15 protein-coding genes are annotated in these 21,083 nt (G+C 73.8%); 8 read left to right on the forward strand and 7 right to left on the reverse strand.

The annotated features are described in order from the left end of the window. Positions 1 to 35: 35 nt before the first annotated feature. From ACZ4NB_RS07840 to ACZ4NB_RS07850, 3 genes are all read right to left on the reverse strand, one after another. Positions 36 to 1,802, reverse strand: a complete 1,767-nt coding sequence (locus tag ACZ4NB_RS07840) for an LCP family protein (protein WP_467659135.1) — start codon at positions 1,800 to 1,802, stop codon at positions 36 to 38. A gap of 237 nt (positions 1,803 to 2,039) precedes the next feature. Beyond that, positions 2,040 to 3,254 (reverse strand): LCP family protein, encoded by a 1,215-nt coding sequence (locus ACZ4NB_RS07845; RefSeq protein WP_467659136.1) that lies wholly within the window; start codon positions 3,252 to 3,254, stop codon positions 2,040 to 2,042. Positions 3,255 to 3,449: 195 nt separating this feature from the next. Continuing rightward, positions 3,450 to 4,214, reverse strand: coding sequence for a TIGR03089 family protein (locus ACZ4NB_RS07850; RefSeq protein ID WP_467659138.1), 765 nt, complete (start codon positions 4,212 to 4,214; stop codon positions 3,450 to 3,452). 130 nt (positions 4,215 to 4,344) lie between these two features. Here ACZ4NB_RS07850 and ACZ4NB_RS07855 point away from each other — a divergent pair, with 130 nt between their 5' ends. The 3 genes from ACZ4NB_RS07855 (at position 4,345) to ACZ4NB_RS07865 (ending at position 8,061) form a co-directional block, all read left to right on the forward strand. Further along, complete coding sequence (locus ACZ4NB_RS07855) at positions 4,345 to 5,685, forward strand: peptidoglycan recognition protein family protein (RefSeq protein WP_467659140.1); 1,341 nt, start codon at positions 4,345 to 4,347, stop codon at positions 5,683 to 5,685. A gap of 339 nt (positions 5,686 to 6,024) precedes the next feature. Continuing rightward, a complete protein-coding gene (gene manB, locus ACZ4NB_RS07860) occupies positions 6,025 to 7,107 on the forward strand; it encodes a mannose-1-phosphate guanylyltransferase (RefSeq protein ID WP_467659142.1) in 1,083 nt (360 codons plus the stop codon). A 48-nt stretch (positions 7,108 to 7,155) separates the two neighbouring features. Next, on the forward strand, positions 7,156 to 8,061 hold the full coding sequence (locus tag ACZ4NB_RS07865; protein WP_467659144.1) for a DNA-3-methyladenine glycosylase family protein: 906 nt from the start codon (positions 7,156 to 7,158) through the stop codon (positions 8,059 to 8,061). Between the two features lie 9 nt (positions 8,062 to 8,070). Here the strand turns inward: ACZ4NB_RS07865 and ACZ4NB_RS07870 are convergent, their stop codons facing one another. From ACZ4NB_RS07870 to ACZ4NB_RS07880, 3 genes are all read right to left on the reverse strand, one after another. Next, positions 8,071 to 9,393: a coenzyme F420-0:L-glutamate ligase gene (locus ACZ4NB_RS07870; RefSeq protein ID WP_467659146.1), complete on the reverse strand. Its 1,323-nt coding sequence runs from the start codon at positions 9,391 to 9,393 to the stop codon at positions 8,071 to 8,073. Between the two features lie 64 nt (positions 9,394 to 9,457). Further along, entirely contained in the window at positions 9,458 to 10,468 is a 1,011-nt protein-coding gene (cofD, locus tag ACZ4NB_RS07875; protein ID WP_467659148.1) for a 2-phospho-L-lactate transferase, read from the reverse strand. 33 nt (positions 10,469 to 10,501) lie between these two features. Further along, positions 10,502 to 11,011, reverse strand: a complete 510-nt coding sequence (locus ACZ4NB_RS07880) for a cysteine dioxygenase (protein WP_467659150.1) — start codon at positions 11,009 to 11,011, stop codon at positions 10,502 to 10,504. Between the two features lie 704 nt (positions 11,012 to 11,715). Here ACZ4NB_RS07880 and ACZ4NB_RS07885 point away from each other — a divergent pair. The 3 genes from ACZ4NB_RS07885 to ACZ4NB_RS07895 all read left to right on the forward strand — a co-directional run bounded on the left by ACZ4NB_RS07885 (position 11,716) and on the right by ACZ4NB_RS07895 (position 17,800). Then, on the forward strand, positions 11,716 to 11,979 hold the full coding sequence (locus tag ACZ4NB_RS07885) for a WhiB family transcriptional regulator (RefSeq protein ID WP_003983763.1): 264 nt from the start codon (positions 11,716 to 11,718) through the stop codon (positions 11,977 to 11,979). Positions 11,980 to 12,296: 317 nt separating this feature from the next. Further along, positions 12,297 to 16,205, forward strand: coding sequence for a glycosyltransferase family 2 protein (locus ACZ4NB_RS07890; RefSeq protein ID WP_467659151.1), 3,909 nt, complete (start codon positions 12,297 to 12,299; stop codon positions 16,203 to 16,205). Next, complete coding sequence (locus ACZ4NB_RS07895; RefSeq protein WP_467659153.1) at positions 16,202 to 17,800, forward strand: DUF5719 family protein; 1,599 nt, start codon at positions 16,202 to 16,204, stop codon at positions 17,798 to 17,800. Before ACZ4NB_RS07890 ends, ACZ4NB_RS07895 begins: the two co-directional genes overlap by 4 nt. 549 nt (positions 17,801 to 18,349) lie before the next feature. Here ACZ4NB_RS07895 and ACZ4NB_RS07900 read toward each other — a convergent pair. After that, positions 18,350 to 18,808, reverse strand: a complete 459-nt coding sequence (locus ACZ4NB_RS07900; RefSeq protein ID WP_467659155.1) for a metallopeptidase family protein — start codon at positions 18,806 to 18,808, stop codon at positions 18,350 to 18,352. A 268-nt stretch (positions 18,809 to 19,076) separates the two neighbouring features. On the opposite strand from ACZ4NB_RS07900, the gene ACZ4NB_RS07905 reads away from it, so the two are divergent. Together ACZ4NB_RS07905 and ACZ4NB_RS07910 are read left to right on the forward strand one after the other, a co-directional pair. Further along, complete coding sequence (locus ACZ4NB_RS07905) at positions 19,077 to 19,520, forward strand: DUF3499 domain-containing protein (RefSeq protein WP_384433044.1); 444 nt, start codon at positions 19,077 to 19,079, stop codon at positions 19,518 to 19,520. 102 nt (positions 19,521 to 19,622) lie between these two features. After that, positions 19,623 to 20,981 carry a phosphomannomutase/phosphoglucomutase gene (locus ACZ4NB_RS07910; RefSeq protein ID WP_467659157.1) on the forward strand — a complete coding sequence of 453 codons (1,359 nt, stop codon included), beginning with the start codon at positions 19,623 to 19,625 and terminating at the stop codon, positions 20,979 to 20,981. Positions 20,982 to 21,083: the final 102 nt, after the last annotated feature.

A 21,083-nucleotide genomic window follows, 5' to 3' on the forward strand; every position in this document is an offset into this window, starting at 1 on the left:
TCGGCGCCGTCACCGGCGGCCGGATTCCGCTCCGGTCACTTCGCGCAGACGTTCTTGTCATCCGCATTGACGTTCTGCACCCCGTCAGGGGTTTCCGTCGGTGCCTCGATCGGCGTGCCCGGCGCCTTGAAGTCCTTGCCGAGGACGAGCTTCATCGGCTCCCGGGCGCCGGCGTCCTGCGAGGACTTCTTCAGCGCGCTCTTGGGCAGGCCCATCCAGTCGGCCAGGGTCGCGGCCTGGTCGGCCTGGTTGGGGCCGTATTCCAGACGGGTGGCGGCCAGCTTGGCGGGGGCGTTGCCGGCGTTGGTGGAGAGCTTGGCGGCCTTGGTGTTCTGCAGCCAGTCCACGGTCTCCTGCGCCGCGCCGATCGGTCCGCCGCCATTGGTCACATCGACCCGGACGAGCTCCGGCGGGGCCTTCTTGACCGGCCCCTTCTTGCCCTTCTTGTGCTTGGCCAGGGTGTGGTCGGCCCGCACCATCGCGAACAGCGGGTCGGCCTTGGCCTGGTCCAGGATGACGGTGGCCGGGTCGTTGGGGTTGTCCAGCACCGGCACGGTGGCGAAGGTGACCTTGTCGATGTCGACCTTCTTGAGGTCGGTGCCGAAGTCCAGCAGCTTGTTCGCGGTGCCGATACCGGTGTCGACGGTCAGCGCCTTGGTCGCCGCCTGGCTGACGTCGTAGAGCTTGCCGGGGCTGGAGAACGCGTCGGACTTCAGCTTGCGGATCAGCGAGCTGAGGAACTGCTGCTGCATCTTGATCCGGTCCAGGTCGCTGCCGTACCCGATGGCGTGCCGGGTGCGGACGAACGCCAGCGCCTGCTCGCCCTTGACGACGTGCCGGCCCGCCTTCAGGCGCAGATGCGACTTGGGGTCGTCGATGTTCTTGGCGGCGCAGACCTCCACGCCGTCCACCGCGTCGGTCAGCTCCTTGACCGCGTTGAAGTCGGCCATCATGAAGTGGTTGATCTTCAGTCCGGTCAGCTTCTCGACGGTGCGCCAGGTGCAGCCGGGGTCCCGGCCCTCCTGCCCCAGGCTGGTGTTGAAGCGCACCCCGTGCTCACCGGGGATGTCCTTCTTCGAGCCGTCCTCGCGCCGTGTGGTGCAGTCCGGGATGTCGGTGATCAGGTCGCGCGGGATGCTCAGCGCGGTGGCGTTCGACCGGTCCTTGGAGATGTGCATCAGGATCGTGGTGTCCGCGTGCCCGACGCTGCCGGCGTCGCCGTAGCCGGAGTTGCCCTTGCCGGAGCGGGCGTCCGTCCCGATGATCAGCAGGTTCACCGGCCCGTCGGACACCGCGTCGTTCTCCACGCCGACGTCGACCTTGGAGATGTTGCCGTTCAGCTGCTGGTAGAGGTAGAACGCGCCACCGCCGACGGCGACGAGCACGAAGCCCAGCACGCCGGACGTCCAGTACAGCGCCTTCTTCTTGCCCGACGCCTTCGGCTTGCGCTTGCGCCGCCCGGCCGGGCCCGCCGCGGACGGCGAGGCGGTCGCCGTACGGCCGGCCGCCCGGCGCGCCGCGGCCCTGCCGCCGGCGGGGCGCTCGCCCGCGCCGTCCTCGGGGCGCTCGCCGCGGCGGCCGCGCTGGGTCGGCAGCGGGCGGGTGTCGGTGTCGCCGACCTCAGCGCGCTGCTGCCGCGCGGCGCGTCTGGAACCGGGCGCCTTGCGGTCGGCAGGCCGAGCGGGGGCTTGACCGGCGGGGTCAAGCCGCAGCTCGTAATTGCCGGTGTTCGGATCGAACACCCACTGATCGGCGGGGTCGACGTTGTCGTCGCCCGCCCGCCCACGGCCTTGCGCGTCCACGGTGCCTTGAGTCCTCCGTCGGTGCCACGCGGCGCCATCCCCTCAAGGCGCTCGGTAGGTCGATCGTGCAGTGCATGTCAATGGTGCATGGTCGTCGGTCAGCCAAACGTGCGGACCGGATCGCTCACACTATCCGCCCAGTTCAGCGCCCCGCGACGCGCGTGACAAATTCCACTGACCTACAACTGGGCAATCCGCCCAATCCATTCGAGTACCCGGGCGTACTTTGCGGCATCTTTATTCGCAGATCCCGTGTTCCGCGGTCCTCCCGGGAAAGGTCGGGCCCGAACTCGCCGACGGCGCGGGGGAGGCCGCCGGCCTGTCGTCCGATGATCCGCTCCCGGCGCGCAGGGGCTCCTCTCCGGCGTCCCGCGTGGGCTGCACCGTGACCGGAAGATCGCTGCGCAGCTGCCCGAAGAGCCGGCCGGCATCCGGTTGCACCAGCTCATCGCGGTTGGGGTCATAGCGGTACTCCTGACGTGGCACGGTCAGGAACTGGACCCGCTCGGTGGGAATGCCGCGGGTGCTGCGCACCAATTCGTACAGCCCCCGCAGGGAGGCCAGCCCGGGATCCGTGGTCAGAGAACTCGTCGCGGCATCCAGCACCGGATACAGCCGGGTCGGATTGAGCAGGACACCATTGCTCTGCACTTTCTTCACGAGAGCACCAAGAAATCGCTGTTGTCTCTCCATGCGCTGCGTGTCACTGCCGTTGCCCAGACTCTTTCGCGCCCGTACGTATCCCAGCGCGGCCTCGCCGTGCAGCGTCTGCCGGCCCGCGGGCAGGCTGAGATGCGCCTCGTCGTCGCGCACGGGCTGCGGCAGGCAGACCTCCACGCCGTCCACCGCGTCCACCATCCTCTTGAAGCCGACGAAGTCGATGATCATGTAGTGGTCGATCCGGATCCGGGTCGCCTGCTCGGCCGTACGGATCGCGCAGGCCGCGCCGCCGAAGGCGAACGCCGAGTTGAACTGGGCGGTCTGCGGTGCGGACTCCGTGCCGTCGGCGCGCTTGCAGTGCGGCACCGTCACCATCAGATCGCGCGGGATGCTGACCGCGGTGGCGCTCTTCCGGTCCGCCGCCAGGTGCAGCAGGATCGTGGTGTCCGAGCGCTGGCCGCGGCTGCGGCCGTATTTGCCGTTGCCGCCCTGGCGGCTGTCCGAACCGATCAGCAGCAGGTTCTGCGCGTTCGGCGGGCCCGCGGGAGGCCGCTCGGACTCCCACTTGCGCAGCTCCCGCTCGGTGGCGCTGTCGGTGTGGATATTGCTGCTGAGCTTGGCGTACAGCGCCCAGCCGGCGCCAGCCCCGGCCAGTACGAGCCCGGCCGCCCCCGCCGCGGCCCAGCGCCGCCAGCGCCTGCGGCGGGGCGGCCCCGGCCGGTCCGGTTCCGGCCCCCCGGCCGGGTGCCGGGCCCGGCCGTCGAACCTGGGGGGCTCGGGGGTGTCGGTCACCTGGCGTCCATCCCTCACGGAGTCGGCATCGCGCCCGCCCGCGGGGCTCGGGCGGAACAGCAGACGGACAAACCCCGCATGGTGGTACGTAACTTAAGATCATGGACCGAAACGGCCGTACCGTCCCGCAAGGTGCGGGGTCCCTCCCCCGTCCGGAGGACGCGGGAGGGGGCGCGGGGGAGGAAGGGGGAGCCCTCAGGCCGCCGGGAGCGGCGCCCTGAACGTGATCTTCTCGCTGGCCTCGCGGGTCGCCGCGGCCTCGGCGCCCAGCCGGTCGAGATGGCGGCACAGCACCACCGAGCCGCCGGTCGCCAGCGGCGCGTACAGCCCGTACGACAGGCCCTGCCAGGTGTCGTACCCCAGCCCCGACAGCACCCGCGGCGCCTCCGGCAGCCCGGCCGCGCCCGCGTCGGCCAGCGCGCGCGCCCCGATCCCGGCGCCGGTCAGCTCCTCGCCGCCGACGGACAGCGCCACCGCGCCCGGGTCCACCGGCACGAACGGCGTGAAGCGGTCGCCCTGGCCGGGCACCTCCACCGCGTAGTCGGCGAAGCCCTCGGGAGGCTGGGGGAAGCGGCCGCCCAGCGGGCGCAGCGCCAGCGCCACCCGCTCCCCGGAGCACGCCCGTGCGGCGTCGAGCCGGTCGGGTCCGGCGACGACGAGGTCGGCGGCCGCCGGGTCGCCGCCCACGTCCGCGACCACGCCCACCGACGAACAGGCCAGCAGCCATACGGCGGTCTGCCAGTGCGCGGGCAGCAGCAGCGCGAGCCGGTCGCCGGGCTCGGCGGCCAGATCGCCCTGGAGGTAGTTGGCGGTCTTGGCCACCCAATTGGCGAAGGTCGCGACGGACAGTTCCACGCGCTCGCCGGTGGCGTCGTCGTAGAAGGTCACCAGCGGGCGGGCCGGGTCCGCGGCGAGCGCGGAACCCAGCAGGTCGGCGGGGGTGCGATCGGTGGCGTTCATCGCCGCCAGAGTACGCGCGGCACACCGCCGGCGACGGGCCGGGCGCCGCGGGCGCGGGCCACCGGATCGGCCGATGCGCCGTCAGATCCCCGTTGGCGCGTTCTGTCCGGCCGTGTTCACGATGGTGCCCATGCGCCCCTTCCTCGCGAGCTGCCTCGGCGCGGCGTGCACCGCCGCCATCGCCCTGCCCTTCGCGCCGGACGCCGGAGCCGCCGCCGGCCGGCCGCCCTCCCCGACCGCGGTGCGCGCCGGCGATCTGCCGGGCAGCACCCAGTCCCTACCGGTGGCGGCGCTCGGCGCGGTGGCCCCGCAGAGCACCGACCGCGACACCGCCGCCGCGTCCCGGACACTCGGTCTGCCGGCCCGCACCGTACGGCCGTTCTCCCTCCTCGGGGTCGTCTGGGACGACGCCGGCGCCGCGCTGCACGGCCGGGTCCAGGTCCGTACCCGCGCCACCGGCAGCGGCGCCTGGTCCGGCTGGCAGGACGTCCAGACCCACAACGACGACGTCCCCGACCCCGGCGCCGCCGAACGCCGGGACAGCGGCGTACGGGGCAGCACCGCGCCCCTGTGGGTCGGCGACTCCGACGGCGTCCAACTGCGCATCGCCCCCGAGTCCGGTGACCGCGCGCCGTCCGCGGCCCCGGCCGGACTCCGGCTGGAACTCGTCGACCCCGGCTCCCGGCCGGGCACCGACCGCGGCGCCCAGGCCGACCCCCCGACCCCGCTCACCCCCGAAGCCACCGCGGCCTCCGCCGCCAACGCCCCGCTCGCCCCCCTCGGCGCCACCGAGATCCCCGCCCTCGACCAGGCCGCCTCCCAGGCCGACGCCGCCGCCGTGGAAGGCTCCCCGCCGGGGCCCACCCACGTCGGACCGCGCCCGCGGATCGTCACCCGGGCCGGCTGGGGCGCCGACGAGCGGCTGCGCGAGAAGACCTTCATCCACACCCGCACCGTGCGCGCCGCCTTCATCCACCACAGCGGATCGGGCAACAACTACACCTGCGCACAGGCCCCTTCGCTGATCCGCGCCATGTACCGCTTCCACGTCAAGAGCAACCACTGGCGCGACATCGGCTACAACTTCCTGGTCGACAAGTGCGGCACGGTCTACGAGGGCCGCGCGGGCGGCGTCGCCAAGCCCGTCATGGGCGCCCACACCCTCGGCTTCAACACCGACAGCACCGGCATCGCCATCCTCGGCGCGTTCACCGGCACCGAGCCGCCCAAGCCCGCCGTCGACGCGGTCTCCAAGCTGGCGGCCTGGAAACTCGGCCTCCACGGCGTCGATCCGCGCGGCACCGTCCAGATGCTGTCCGGCGGCGGCAACCGCTACCCCAAGGGCGCCAAGGTCCAGATGCACACCATCGCCGGCCACCGGGACGGCTTCCACACCGACTGCCCCGGCGCCCACCTCTACAACAAACTCGCCACCACCCGCGTCGCCGCCGCGCACCTTCAGGGCCGCTGACCCGTTTTCAGCCGGTCGAGGCGGCACCCGGGGGTTTGCACGGGTCTACCGAGGTACCTGCTCAGTCACCACTGAACCGTTTCTGCCGTGGGCACGTCTTAACGACCACGACGTAGGTGCCCCGCGGCCCTGCGCGTCCCGCCTCCGGCGACCGGAAAGCCGTCTGCCTACACTGGTCGGCCGACCGGCCGACCCCGGCAGGAAGCAGAGAAGACAAGGTGAGCGTCGCACGTGCGGCCGCCGGGCCGCAGTCGACGACGAGAGCCGTACCGCCGCTCCCTCCTTGCCCGCCATCGGGCAGGAGGGGCCCAGCGGGCGGCGAAGCGAACAGAGGACACATTGACAGAAGCGATCCTCCTGGTCGGCGGCAAGGGCACCCGGCTGCGCCCGCTGACGGTGCACACGCCCAAGCCCATGGTCCCGGCGGCCGGCGTGCCGTTCCTGACCCACCAGCTGGCCCGCGCCCGGGCCGCCGGCGTCGAGCACATCGTCCTCGCCACCTCCTACCTCGCCGAGGTCTTCGAGCCGTACTTCGGTGACGGATCGTCGCTCGGCCTGCACCTGGAGTACGTCACCGAACAGGAGCCGCTGGGCACCGGCGGCGCCATCCGCAACGTCGCCGAGCGGCTGCACTCCGCCCCCGGCGACCCCGTGCTGATCTTCAACGGCGACATCCTCACCGGCCTGGACATCGCCGCCCTCGTCGACACCCACCGCACCTGCGGCGCCGACGTCTCCCTGCACCTGACCCGGGTCGAGGACCCGCGCGCCTTCGGCCTGGTGCCCACCGACGACACCGGCCGGGTCACCGCCTTCCTGGAGAAGCCGCAGACCCCCGAGGAGATCGTCACCGACCAGATCAACGCCGGCGCCTACGTCTTCAACCGGTCGGTCATCGACACCATCCCGGCCGGCCGCCCGGTCTCCGTCGAACGCGAGACCTTCCCCGGACTGCTCGCCGACGGCGCCCACCTCCAGGGCATGGTCGACTCCACCTACTGGCTCGACCTCGGCACCCCGCAGGCGTTCGTCCGCGGCTCCGCCGACCTGGTCCTGGGCCGCGCCCCGTCCCCGGCGGTGCCCGGCCGCCGCGGCGAGGCCCTGGCCCTGGAGACCGCCGAGGTCGCCGCGGACGCCAAGCTCAGCGGCGGCACGGTCGTCGGCCCGCGCACCGTCGTCGGCGCCGGCGCCCGGATCCACGGCAGCGCCGTCCTCGAAGGGGCGGTCGTCGAAGAGGGCGCCCGGATCCACGACTCGCTGATCGGCGCCGGGGCGCGGATCGGCGCCCGCACGGTCCTCGACGGCGCGGTCATCGGCGACGGCGCGACGATCGGCGCCGACAACGAGCTGCGCGGCGGCATCCGGATCTGGTGCGACGCCGACATCCCGGCCGGCTCGGTGCGGTTCTCCTCCGACCAGTAGCCCACCGCGGCCCCGCCATGCGGCCGGCGCGTCGCCTACGCTGGCCGCATGCCCGCCCGTACCTGGGTCCCGACCGGCCCGTTCGACCTGCACCGCACGCTGGGGGTGCTGCGGCGCGGCCCGGGCGACCCCGCGTTCGCGGTGCGCGGCGGCGAGCTGTGGCGGGCCTGCCGCACCCCCGAGGGGGCCGGCACCCTGCGCCTGGCCGCCCGCCCGGCCGCCGGCGAGATCGAGGTGGAGTCCTGGGGCCCGGGCGCCGACTGGCTGCTGGAGCAGCTGCCCGACCTGCTGGGCGAGCGCGACGACCCCGCGCGGCTGACCGCCCGTCACCGCATCGTGCACGAGGCGCGCCGCCGCCACCCCGGCGTCCGGCTCGCCCGGACCGGCCTGGTCCTGGAGTCGCTGATCCCCTCGGTCCTGGAGCAGAAGGTCACCAGCGACGAGGCATACCGCGCCTGGCGGCTGCTGCTCCAGCGGCACGGCGAGCCGGCCCCCGGCCCCTGGGAGCGGATGCGGGTGATGCCCGACCCGCGCGCCTGGGCACTGATCCCCTCCTGGGAGTGGCACCGCGCCGGCGTCGACGCCAAGCGCTCCTCGGCGATCCTGCGCGCGGTACGGGCCGCGCGCAGGATGGAGGAGGCCGCGCGGATGGACCTCGCCGACGCCACCCGCCGGCTGACGGCGATACCGGGCATCGGCCCGTGGACCGCTGCCGAGACCCTCCAGCGGACCCTGGGTGCCCCGGACGCGATCACGGTCGGCGACCTCCATCTGCCGAAGATCATCGGCTATGCGCTCACCGGCCGCCGCGGCACCACCGACGAGCAGATGCTCGAACTCCTCGCGCCCTACGAGGGCCAGCGGCACCGCGCCGCCCGGCTGATCCTGCTCTGCGGCATCACCCCGCCGCGGCGGGCGCCGCGCTTCCCGGTCGGGGACATCGCCCGCCTGTGACGGTGCGGCTCAGCGCACCACGACGAAGTCGTCGGCGGTGCGCGGCGGCCGCTCCTTCGGCGCCCCGGCCGCGCGCCCGATGGCCACCGCACCCATCGGCTCCCAGTTCTCCGGCAGCCCGAGGACGTCCCGTACGACGTCCCGGCAGAACATCGTCGACGACACCCAGGCGGAGCCCAGCTGCTCGCCCGCCAGCGCCACGAGGAAGTTCTGGATCCCGGCGCCGCCGGCGACGAGGAACATCTCCCGCTCCGCCGCACCGCGCCGCGCGTCGGGGTAGCTGTGCGCGCCGTCCGCGACCACGCACGGCACCGCCAGATACGGGGCGTTGCGCAGCACATCGCCGCGCCGCACCCGCTTGGCGATGGACTGCGGCGACTTGCCGTCGGCGCGCAGATCGGCGATCCACGCCTCCCGCATCGCGTCCAGCAGCTCCCGCCGCGCCTCGGCCGACTCCAGCAGCACGAACCGCCACGGCGTGGTGTGGTGCGGCGCCGGGGCGGTGATCGCCGCCGCCACCGCCCGGCGCACCGCCCCGGGATCGACCGGGTCGTCGGTGAACGCCCGGACCGTGCGCCGCAGCGTCACCGCCTGACGTACGGCCTCCGAGGTGCCCAGCCGGAACATGTCGCTCTCGGCGCCGCGCACCAGCGCACGCGCCCCGTCGCCCCCCGCCTCGACGACGTGCCCCAGCCCCCGCACCACCGCGACCGGCAGCCCGGTCGCCTTGCCCTTGACCAGGTCGCCCGCCGCGGCCAGTTCGTCCGCGGTGGCCACCACCGTCACGCTGAGCGGATTGCCGTACGCGTCCGTGCCGCCGCGCAGGTCGTCCAGCACCCGCACACCGGCCGCCCCGATGGCGATGTCGGTCAGGCCGGCGCGCCAGGGCCGCCCGGAGGTGTCGCTGACGACCACCCCGACGTCCACGCCGAGCGCGGTGCGCAGGCCCGCCCGGATGGCGCGGGCCGAGGCGTCCGGATCCTCGGGCAGCAACAGCACCGTCCCGGCCTGCGTGTTGGAGGCGTCGACGCCGGCCGCCGCCATCACCAGGCCCTGCCGGTTCTGCACGATCCGCAGCGTGCCCCGGCGGGCCACCACCCGCACCGTCTCCCGGTCGATCGCCGCCTCGCGGTCGGTGGCCTCCAGCACCCGGCCCTCGGCCTTGCTGACGATCTTCGAGGTCACCAACAGCACATCGCCGTCGGCGAGTTGCGGCAGTCCGTCGGCGGTCGCCGCGGCGGCGATCAGCTTGACCAGGTCGTCACCGGGCCGGACCTCGGGGATCCCCGGCAGCGCCCACACCCGATACCCGGGCACCCGTGCCGCGCTCATACCGCCACCTCGCCCCGCCCGGCCCCCCGCGCGTGCGGCGCGCGGCCGCCCATGGCTCGCTCGCTCACGACGCGCGGACCTCCTCGGCCAGCGCCAGCGCCTCGCGGGCCATCGCGGCGGTGGCGTCCAGGTCCGTCATCATCAGCGGTACGGCGCGGCAGCGGATCCCGGCGGCCGCCACCTCCTCCACCGCGCCCGCGTCGACGGAGTCGACCAGCCAGCCGTGCAGCAGCCCCGCACCGCCCGCGCCCCGCTCCCCGCCGTCCTGCGCCGGGAGCGGCCGCGCCGCGCCGTAATGCCGGGCCACGGCCGCCGCCGTCGACTCCACCCCCACCGCGGCCAGCACCTTGTCGGCCATACCGCGCACGGGGGCGTCCCCGACGATCGGGGAGAGGCCGATCACCGGCACCCCGGCCTCGGCGATCGCCTCGCGGATGCCCGGCACCGCCAGGATCGTGCCGACGCTGACGACGGGGTTGGACGGCGGGAAGAGCACCACGTCCGCCTCGGCGATCGCCTCCAGCACGCCCGGCGCCGGCTTGGCCTGGTCGGCGCCGACCGGCACCACGGCGTGCGCGGGCACCGAGGCGCGCAGCCGCACCCAGTACTCCTGGAAATGGATCGCCCTGCGCTCGCCCCCCTCGTCGACCGCGACATGGGTCTCGATCCGGTCGTCGGACATCGGCAGCAGCCGCACCCCGGGCTGCCAGCGGTCGCACAGCGCCTCGGTGACGGCGCTGAGCGGATAGCCGGCGCCCAGCATCTGGGTGCGCACGATGTGGGTGGCGAAGTCCCGGTCGCCGAGCCCGAACCACTCGGGGCCGACGCCGTAGGCGGCCAACTCCTCCTTCACCCGGAAGGTTTCGTCGGCACGGCCCCAGCCCTGCTCCTCGTTGATGCCGCCGCCGAGGGTGTACATGACGGTGTCGAGGTCGGGACACACCTTGAGCCCGAACAGATGGATGTCGTCGCCGGTGTTGCCGATGACGGTGATGTCCGCGTCCGGAGCCGCTGCCTTCAGTCCCCGCAGAAAGCGGGCGCCGCCGATACCGCCGGCCAGAACCACGATTCGCATGACCCCAGGATGTCAGGGGCCCGCGACCGTGCGTCAGGGGGCCGGTACCTCGGGCGAGGCGGCCGCGGCCCGGTCGGCGCCGGCCTGGCTCGGGTGCATCGGCATATCGGTCAGGCCCGGGAAGTAGACGTGCAGGCTGACGGCCGGGGTGAGCGAGTCGTTGACGACCTCGTGCACATAGCCGGGGGCGAACACCCGCTGGGCGCCGGCCGCCAGCGTGCGCGGCCCGGTCCCGACGCGCTCGGTCAACTCGCCTTCCAGGACGGTCAGTACGCCGGAGGACGCCCCGTGGTCGTGCCGGCCGCTGCCCTGGCCGGGCACCCAGCTCAGCAGCCAGACCTCGTAGCCGGGCCCGGTGCGCAGCCGGTGGTACCAGCGGGTGGTGGCGTCGTAGCGGACCAGCGGGGCCCACGCGGCGCGGTCGGCGGCGATCGAGCGGGCCAGCCCGGCGAAGCCGGCGACGGTGGCCGGGTGCGCGGGGACGGGCGGCAGCAGGTGGGGGATGGCGAGGGGGTCGCCGGCGATCTGGACGTCGCTGTTCATCGGTGTCGGGTTCCTCGGCGCAAGTGCTGGGGTGGCGCGCCCGGGGCGGCGCGGGAGGGGTGCGGCACGGCGCGGGCGTTCCCTGTGGGGGGCACGGCGCGGTGGTCGCGATGCAGTGCTGCGGGGGTGGTGCGAGCGAAGAAGCTGGAGCTCAGTGGCTACGACAGCTGGAACAGCGACAGCGGGCCTGCGCAGCGCAGAGCGACCCGTAGGCACGGGTCAGTCGGGGCGCGGGAGTCGCTGGCATGGGGACAAGGAGACCGGGTTCAGGGCGCGATGTCAACCAGACGTCTGGTTTGCCGCGAATCTTTCACCACATCCGGTTGCTCCGGTCGGAGAAAGGTTTGTGCAGTCCCGGCCCCGGAGACATCGGCCGGTATCCGCACCCACAAACGCCGTTGCGGCTCTGTGATCCGTCTGTGATCTTCCCCGCTTCGGCGCGCGGGGTGCAACGCGAACGCCGCCTGATCGCGTCTTGCTGGACGACGCGGACGTGCCAGGCGGTACGCCCGAGGAAGTGTCCTGGTTTTTACTGATTTGAACACTTTCTGCATCCGCTTGGTTCCGCCGAGTGAATAAGAGGCTCAATAGCAGATCTCGGCTTGACTGGCCCGGATCACCACACTTGTAATTTCACTCGTGTCGTTCAGCCGAAATCGATCACGGCTTGATCACGGGGACGTAAAGACAGACGAGGGGCGCACATGACCGAGCTGTTCCAGGAATTGCTGGTCGAGGAGGCGGACGAGGAGCTCGGCTGGCAGGAGCGCGCACTGTGCGCCCAGACCGACCCCGAGTCCTTCTTCCCGGAGAAGGGTGGGTCCACCCGCGAGGCCAAGAAGGTCTGCCTCGCCTGTGAAGTCCGGTCCGAATGCCTCGAATACGCACTCGCCAACGACGAGCGCTTCGGTATTTGGGGCGGCCTGTCCGAGCGCGAGCGGCGCCGGCTCAAGAAGGCCGCCGTCTGACCATGACCAGGCAGCCGTCCGGACCGACGGCGCGCGGCCCCGTGGACCACGCCGCCGTACCGCCCCAACTCCCCATATCCCCCTATAGCGAACACTCCGCCTCCAGCGCCCCGGCCGCCGGAGGCGGACTGCTGTGCGGGGATCCGGCCGGGGCGGTGGCACGAACCATTAGTGTGGGGCCCCGTCCGAGATGCGCCGCCGCCCCGCCGGGCGCGCGCGTCGCCTCGTAGTCCGTCGCAGTGTCTTCCGGGGGCGGGGGCCTTGAGCGACTTCGCCGCGGGCCTTCGAACTCCCGGGTCCGGAGGGCCCGTACCTCGATGTCCTTGCACAGCCAGTCGGCGGCCCAGGCCGCCTCACACGCAGCCGCCACCCCAGAGTTCCCACGGCACGTGGTCACCGCCGTGATCGTCTCCCATGACGGTGCCCGCTGGCTGCCCGACGCGCTCACCGGCCTGCTCGGCCAGGAGCGCCCGGTGCAGAACGTCGTCGGCGCCGACACCGGCAGCGCGGACAACTCCGCCCAGCTCCTCGCCGAAGCGATCGGCGACCAACGGGTGCTCCACCTCGCCCGCCGCTCCGGATTCGGCACCGCCGTCGACGAGGCCGTCCGCACCGCCCCCGTGCTCACCCCCGACGACCTGCCCTACCTGCGCCGCCCCAGCGGCTGGGACCCGGTCAGCCGCACCTGGCGCGACGATGCCTACGACATGCCGGAGTTGCCGCACGGCGAACCGGTCCAGTGGCTGTGGCTGCTGCACGACGACTGCGCACCGGAGCCGGACGCCCTCGCCGAGCTGCTGCGGGTCGCCGACGCCAGCCCCTCCACCGTCATCGTCGGCCCCAAGCTGCGCAGCTGGTACGACCGCCGCCAGCTGCTCGAAGCCGGGGTCAGCATCGCCCGCAGCGGCCGCCGTTGGACCGGCCTGGACCGCCGCGAGCAGGACCAGGGCCAGCACGACCAGGTACGGCCCGTGCTCTCCGTCTCCAGCGCCGGCATGCTCATCCGCCGCGACGTCTACGAGGAGTTGGGCGGCTTCGACCGCCGGCTGCCCCTGATGCGCGACGACGTCGACCTGTGCTGGCGCGCCCAGGCCGCCGGCCACCAGGTCCTCGTCGCGCCGGACGCCATCCTGCGGCACGCCGAGGCCGCCGCCCGCGAGCGCCGCCCCATCGACTGCGTCGGCCGCTCGGTGGCCAACCCGCACCGCGTCGACAAGGCCGGCGCCGTCTACACCCTGCTCACCAACACCCGCGGCGCGACCCTCCCGTACGTCCTGCTGCGGCTGGTGATCGGCACCTTCCTCAGAGTGCTGGCCTACCTCGTCGGCAAGGTCCCCGGCCAGGCACTGGACGAACTCGCCGGACTCTTCGGCACCCTGCTGCGCCCCGGCAAGATCCTCGCCGCCCGCAAACGCAGAGGCCGCCCCGCGGTGGAAGCGAGCGAACTGCGGTCGCTCTTCCCACCGCCCGGCGCGACCGTACGGGCCACCGTCGAACAGGTCGCCGGCAACCTCGCCGGGCGGGCCGCACCCGACGTGGCCTCCGCCGGCCGGCACGGCGCCGTCGAGTCCGGGCCCGGCGGCGACGACGCCGACTTCCTGGAGATCGAGCAGTTCGCCCGGCTCAAGCGGATCGCCCGCAAACCCGGGCCGGTGCTCTTCCTCGTCCTGCTGCTGGTCTCGCTGGTCGCCTGCCGCGGACTGCTCGGCTCCGGCGCGCTGACCGGCGGCGCCCTGCTGCCCGCGCCCGGCAGCGTCTCCGACCTGTGGTCGGCCTACCTCGACAGCTGGCACGCCGTCGGCGTCGGCGACAGCGGCTTCGCACCCCCCTACCTGGCCGTCGTCGCCCTGGTCTCCAGCGTCTTCGCGGGCTCCACCGGCTTCGCCCTCACCCTGCTGCTGGTCTGCTCCGTCCCGCTGGCCGGCTTCACCGCCTACTTCGCCTCCCGCCCGCTGGTCGCCTCCCGGCTGCTGCGGGCCTGGGGCAGCATCGCCTACGCCTTCCTGCCCGCGGCCGCCGGCGCGCTGGCGGGCGGCCGCCTGGGCACCGCGGTGCTCGCCATCCTGCTGCCCCTCATCGCGCGCGCCGCGATCGCCGCGAGCGGACTGCGGCTGCCGGCGGGCACCCGGCCCAGCTGGCGCGCCACCTGGGCCTACGCCCTGCTGATCACCTTCACCGCGGCCTTCACCCCCGTCGTCTGGCCGCTCGCTGCACTCCTGGGCGCCGGCCTGCTGGTACTGCGCTTCCTGGGCTCCGCACCCGAAGACGCGAAAGCGAGCGGAGGCGGAGCGAAGCGGAGCGGCAACCGCGACCAGCTGTTCGCCTACGTGCTGCGCTTCCTGGCCGTGGTGCTCGCCCCGCTCGTGGTGCTCGCCCCCTGGTCGCTGTCGCTGCTGACCAGCCCCTCCCGCTTCTTCCAGGAGGTCGGACTCGGCTACGGCGCCGGCTCCGCCTCCGTCCTCGACCTCATCGGCCTCAGCCCCGGCGGCCCCAAGGCCGCTGGCGGAGTGCTGCTCTTCGGCATCGTGCTGGCCGCGCTCGCCGCCACCCTGCGCGACGCACGGCAGCTCGCCATCCGCGTCGCCTGGGCCGTGGCCCTGACCGGGCTGCTGTGTGCGGCGCTCGGCAACGGCTCCGGCTGGACCGGGCCCGCGATGCTCGTCTACGGGCTGGCGCTGCTGTGCGCCGCCGCGATCGGCGCGGAGGGCATCCGCACCCGCATGGCCAGCCTCGGCTTCGGCTGGAAGCAACCGGTCGCCGTGCTGATCGCGCTGGCGTCCGTCCTCGCCCCGCTCTACGCCGCCGTCAGCTGGATGATCACCGGCGCGGCCGGCCCGCTGGAGCGCCGCAACCCCGAGCAGGTCCCGGCCTTCGTCGCCGAGGAGTCCGGCAGCGCCGACCGGGCCCGCACCCTCGTCCTCGACGGCCGGCCCGGCCGCGTCGACTACACCCTGGTCCGCGGCTCCGGCGCCCGGCTCGGTGACGCCGACCTGGCCGCCCAGGCGGGCGAGGACAAGCGGCTCGGCACCGTCGTCGCCCACCTCGTCGCCGGATCGGGCGCCGACCAGACCAACCAGCTCGGCGGCTACGCGGTCCGCTACGTCCTGGTCAGGGACGGCGCACCGCGCGAAATGGGCCGGGTGCTGGACTCCACCCCGGGCCTGACCAGGCTCAGCCAGGAGGACGGCAGCGCCCTGTGGCGGGTCGACCGCCGGGTCTCGCGGGTCTCGATCGTGTCCGGGCAGGCCGCGGACGGCACCGCCGCCGGGGAGGCCGCCGCGCCCGTCGCGGTCGCGTCCGGACCCGTGGAGGCGCACACCAAGATCCCCGCCGGGCCCGCCGGGCGGGTGCTGCGCCTCGCCGACACCGCCGACGAGGGCTGGCAGGCCACCCTCGACGGCACCCCGCTCAAGCCCGTCACGGTCGACGGCTGGGCGCAGGGCTTCACGCTGCCCTCGAACGGCGGCCGGCTCGACCTCACCCACCACAACCCCTTCAGCCACACCCTCTGGCTGTGGGCGCAGGGCCTGCTCGCCGTCGTCCTGGTCGTCCTCGCGCTGCCCGGCCGCCGCCGGGAGATCGACGACGACCTCCCCGAGGACGCCGTCCCCGAGCAGACCGCCGCGGCCACCGGCGAGGGCCGCCGGGCCCGCCGCCTGCGCGCCCAGGCCGAGGCCGCGGGCACCGCCGAGCAGGCCGGGCCCACCATCCCGGCCGCGCGGACCGGCGAGCAGACGGCGGACCCGATGGCGGACCCGATGGCGGACCCGATGGCGGACCCGATGGCGGACCCGATGGCGGGGCCGGCCCCGGTCCACGACGCCGCCGGGACCGGCGACCCGTATGCGGCGGCGCCGCAGCAGCAGCCCTACGAGGACTGGCAGACCGCCCAGCAGGGCGCCCCGCTCGCACCGGCCGCCCCACCGGCGCAGGCCGGCGAGCAGCAGCCCTACCCGGCCGCCGACCCCTACCAGGCGGACCCCTACGGCCAGCAGTACGCGCAGCAGGGGCAGAGCGCCGCCGACCTCTACGGGGCCGGAAACGCCGGAAACTACGCCGCCGACCCCTACCAGACCGGCGCCTACGACCCGTACGGCTACGGCGGTCAGCAGTACGCCGACCCACCGCCGCAGCCCCAGCAGCAGCCCTACGACGACGGCACCGAGTACCCCGGGTACTCCGGCTCCTACCGCGAGCCGCGCCGTGACGGGAGCGACCCGCAGTGAAGCGCACCATGATGTCCCTGGCCGGCGTGGCCGTCGCGCTGGCCGCCGTCACCGGCGTCGCCGCCGTCGCGGCCCCCGGGGGCGGCAGCCAGGACACCGCCGGCAGCGGCACCCGGCTGCCCGTCCAGCGCTCCGCGCTGCTGTGCCCCGCCCCGACCTCCTCCGAGGTCGGCGAGACCGCCTACACCGCCTTCGCCCCCAAGGGTGCCGCCGCCGGCGCCGGCACCAAGAAGGGCACCGCCCGGCTGGTGCCCGCCGCGACCGTCAAGGACGCCGGCAGCGACGACCGCGGCGGCGGCAAGGGCAAGAAGGACGGCAAGGGGGGCGGGGCCGGCGACAAGACCGCCGCGGCAGGCTCCGGCAGCCTCACCGTCCCGCCCCGCGACACCAAGCCCGTCCTCCCCCTTCAGGAGGCCGGGAAGCCGGTCACCACCACCACCGACCGCGCCGACGCCCCCGCCCTCGTGGGTGCCGCGGACGGCACCCTCGCCCCCGGCTGGACCGTGCAGCAGACCACCGCCGTCGCGGCCGGCTCCGGGCGCGGTCTGCTCGGCCTGAGTTGCACCACCCCCGACACCACGTTCTGGTTCCCCGGCGTCAGCACCGACACCGACCGCCGGGACTACGTCCACCTCACCAACCCCGACGCCACCCCGGCCGTCGTCGACCTCGAACTGCACGGCAAGGACGGCTCGCTGGGCGGCGCCGCCGGCGAGGACATCACCGTCCCCCCGCACGCCACCGTCGCGGTGCTGCTCTCCACCCTGACCACCACCCCCACCACCAACGCCTCCCTGCACGTCGTCGCCCGGGAGGGCCGGGTCGGCGCCGCCGTCCAGGCAAGCGACGGCAAGCTGGGCAGCGACTGGCTGCCGGCCGCCGCCGACCCGTCGCCGAGCGCGGTGCTGCCCGGCATCCCGAAGGACGCCACCTCCGTCCGGCTGGTCGCCATCGCCCCCGGCGAGTCCGACGCCGACCTGAAGGTGCAGCTGGCCACCCCGACCGGGCTGATCACCCCGGCCGGCCTGGAGACCCTGCACGTCAAGAGCGGGATGACCACGGCGGTGGACCTCAAGGACGTCACCAAGGGCGAGGCCGGCTCGCTGGTCCTCACGCCCGCCGACGGCGGCTCCAAGGCCCCGGTCGCGGCAGCCCTGCGGGTGACCCGCGGCAAGGGCGCCGCACAGGAGATGGCGTTCGTCCCCGCGACCCGCCCGGTCGACAAGCGCGCCACCGTCGCCGACAACCGCGACAAGGGCGGCACCCTGTCGCTGGTCGCGCCCGAGAAGGGCAAGGACGCCAAGGTGAAGGTCACCGCGTCGGCGGGCAGCGGCGGCGGCATCCCCGTCACGAAGACCTACACGGTCAAGGGCGGCACCGCCCTGGACGTCGATCCGCCCCGCCCCCAGGGCCTCAAGGGCACCTACGCGCTGACCGTGGAGCCCGAAGCGGACAGCGGACCCGTCTACGCGGCCCGGATGCTGGCCCGGCCCCAGGGCGGGCTGCCGGCCTTCACCATCCAGCCGATGCCCGACGACCGGGGCTCGGTCCTCGTCCCGACCGCCGGCCAGGACCTGTCGGTGCTCACGGACTGACCGGCGTCACCCGATCCGCGCCAGGGAGCCTGTCCCGCCGACCCGGGACAGGCCCTACGGCGCGGGCCCGGGCCCCCGATTCCGCCGAAGGCCCCACCGTGGGCACAACGTGAACCGCAACCGACAACGGCTCCGCCCCGGGTATCCACGACGTACCAGCTAGGGCCTGGGCCGATTCCGCCGCAGGTCTCACCGTTGGCACAACGTGAACCGCAACCGACAACGGCTCCGCCCCGGGTATCCACGACGTACTGGCTACGGCCTGGGCCCGCGATTCCGCCGAAGGTCTCACCGTTGGCACAACGTGAACCGCAACCGACAACGGCTCCGCCCCGGGTATCCACGACGTACTGGCTACGGCCCGGGCCCCCGATTCCGCCGAAGGCCCCACCGTGGGCACAACGTGAACCGCAACCGACAACGGCTCCGCCCCGGGTAACCACGACGTACCAGCTAGGGCCTGGGCCGATTCCGCTGAAGGTCCCACCATGGGCACAACGTGAACCGCAACCGACAACGGCTCCGCCCCGGGTATCCACGACGTACCAGCTACTCCTGGCCATAGCGCGGATCCACCGACTCCGGCGCGAGCCCCAGCAGCTCGGCGACCTGCTCGACCACCACCTCGTGGACCAGCAGCGCGCGCTCGTCGCGGTTCTTCGTGCGGATCTCCACCGGTCTGCGGTAGATCACGATCCGGTCGCGATGTCCGCCGGCCGCGGGCAGCACCCGCCCCAGCGGGACGGTCAGCTCGCCGTCGTCCGCGTCCGGCCCGTCGTCCGGGCCGAAACCGGGCACCTCCAAGATCATGAAGTCGACCTGGGAGAGCTGCGGCCAGCGCCGCTCCAGCCGGTCCCGGGAGTCGTACACAAGATCCACGAAGGCGTCGGCGCGGGTCACCGACAGCGGCACCTGGGGCGGCGCGATGGGGCCGCGCATGCCACGGCCGTGGCGGTCGCGGCGGCGGAGCCGCGGCTCCGACGGTCGGTGAGGTACGGGGCTGTCCATCAGCATCGAGCGTAGCCGTCACGGGCCTGACGGCACGGCAGAGCGCGACGATCCGCGGCAAGAAGCTGCCGTCGTCCACTGACCGGACCGATGCGTGTCGGTTTCGTTTACGTCCCCGCATCGGATCGCGGAACTCGCCCGGAATGGCCGGAAATGCATGGAGTGGTGACGGCTTTCATCGCCGCCTGCCGCCCACCGCGGCCCGCCCGACCCAGGTCAGGTCGAGCGGGTGCAGGTCAGACGCATCGGACGAAGCGGGACGACACGGTTGGGTGAGCCGGGGGAGAGTCGTCGCGGCCCGCTCAAGAGTGCGGTACCGTCCAACGTCGTGAGCCCTGTACGTCGCTGTTCGCGCACTGCGTGCGGCCGCCCCGCCGTCGCAACGCTGACGTACGTCTATGCGGACTCGACCGCCGTGCTCGGACCGCTCGCCACCTACGCCGAACCGCACTGCTATGACCTGTGCGCCGAGCACTCCGAGCGGCTGACCGCGCCCCGTGGCTGGGAGGTCGTCCGCCTCGCCATCGACTCCGGCCCGGCCCGCCCCAGCGGCGACGACCTCGAAGCCCTGGCCAACGCCGTCCGCGAGGCGGCCCGCCCCCAGGAACGCGCCGCCGGCGACGGCTCACCGCCCCCCGGCGACCGCGACGGCCGCCCCATGGAGGTCGCCCGCCGCGGCCATCTGCGGGTGCTGCGCTCACCGGACTCCTGAGCCGCCCGGCCGCCCCCGCGTCACGCGAGGGGATCCCCGGCCCCCGCACCGGCCCGCCCGGTAGGTTGGAGCCACCCCAAAGACTCCACAGGAGGGTTGGCTGTGACTGATCTGTCGCAGATCGTGAAGGCGTACGACGTGCGCGGTGTGGTCCCCGACCAGTGGGACGAAGCGCTCGCGGAGCTGTTCGGCGCGGCCTTCGTCGAGGTCACCGGCGCGGACGCGATCGTGACCGGGCACGACATGCGGCCCTCCTCGCCCGGCCTGTCGGGCGCCTTCGCCCGCGGCGCGGCGGCCCGCGGCGCCGACGTCACCGAGATCGGCCTGTGCTCGACCGACGAGCTGTACTTCGCCAGCGGCGCCCTGAACCTCCCCGGCGCGATGTTCACCGCCTCGCACAACCCGGCCCAGTACAACGGCATCAAGATGTGCCGGGCCGGCGCCGCCCCCGTCGGCCAGGACTCCGGCCTCGCCGACATCCGCGCACTGGTCGAGCGCTGGTCCGCCGCGGGCGCCCCCGAGCCGGCCGCGACGCCCGGCACGGTCACCCGGCGCGACGTCCTCGGCGACTACGCGGCCCATCTGCGCACCCTCGTCGACCTGTCCGGCATCCGCCCCCTGAAGGTCGTGGTCGACGCCGGCAACGGCATGGGCGGCCACACCGTCCCCACCGTCTTCGACGGGCTGCCCCTCGAACTCGACGCCATGTACTTCGAGTTGGACGGCTCGTTCCCCCACCACGAGGCCAACCCGCTGGACCCCGCGAACATCGTCGACCTCCAGGCGCGGGTCCGCGAGGTCGGTGCCGACCTGGGCCTGGCCTTCGACGGCGACGCGGACCGCTGCTTCGTCATCGACGAGAACGGCGACCCCGTCTCCCCGTCCGCGATCACCGCCCTGGTCGCCGCCCGCGAACTGGCCAAGCACCCCGGCGGGACGATCATCCACAACTGCATCACCTCCTGGTCCGTCCCCGAGGTCGTCAAGGAGAACGGCGGCGCACCGGTCCGCACCCGCGTCGGACACTCCTTCATCAAGGAGGAGATGGCCAAGACCGGCGCGATCTTCGGCGGCGAGCACTCCGCGCACTACTACTTCCGCGACTTCTGGAACGCCGACACCGGCATGCTCGCCGCCCTGCACGTCCTGGCGGCCCTCGGCGGCCAGGACGGGCCGCTCTCCCAGCTGGTCGCCCAGTACGACCGGTACGCGGCCTCCGGCGAGATCAACAGCACCGTCGACGACCAGGCCGGCCGCCTCGCCGCGATCAAGGCAGCCTACGAAGGCCGCCCCGGCGTCACCCTCGACGAGCTGGACGGCCTGACCGTCACCGCCGACGACTGGTGGTTCAACGTACGGCCCTCGAACACCGAACCGCTGCTCCGCCTGAACGTCGAGGCCCGCGATGCCGCGACCGCCGAACGGGCCCGCGACGAGGCCCTGGCGATCATCCGCGGCTGAGCCCGCCGAGCCCCGACCGAAGACCTGTCCCGGTGGTGGGGGCGGGCGGCCCCCGGCCCCCCCCCCCCCAACCCCGATGCCCCTCCGGGAAAGCATTCCCCG

The organism is Streptomyces sp. NPDC026575 (assembly GCF_055567415.1).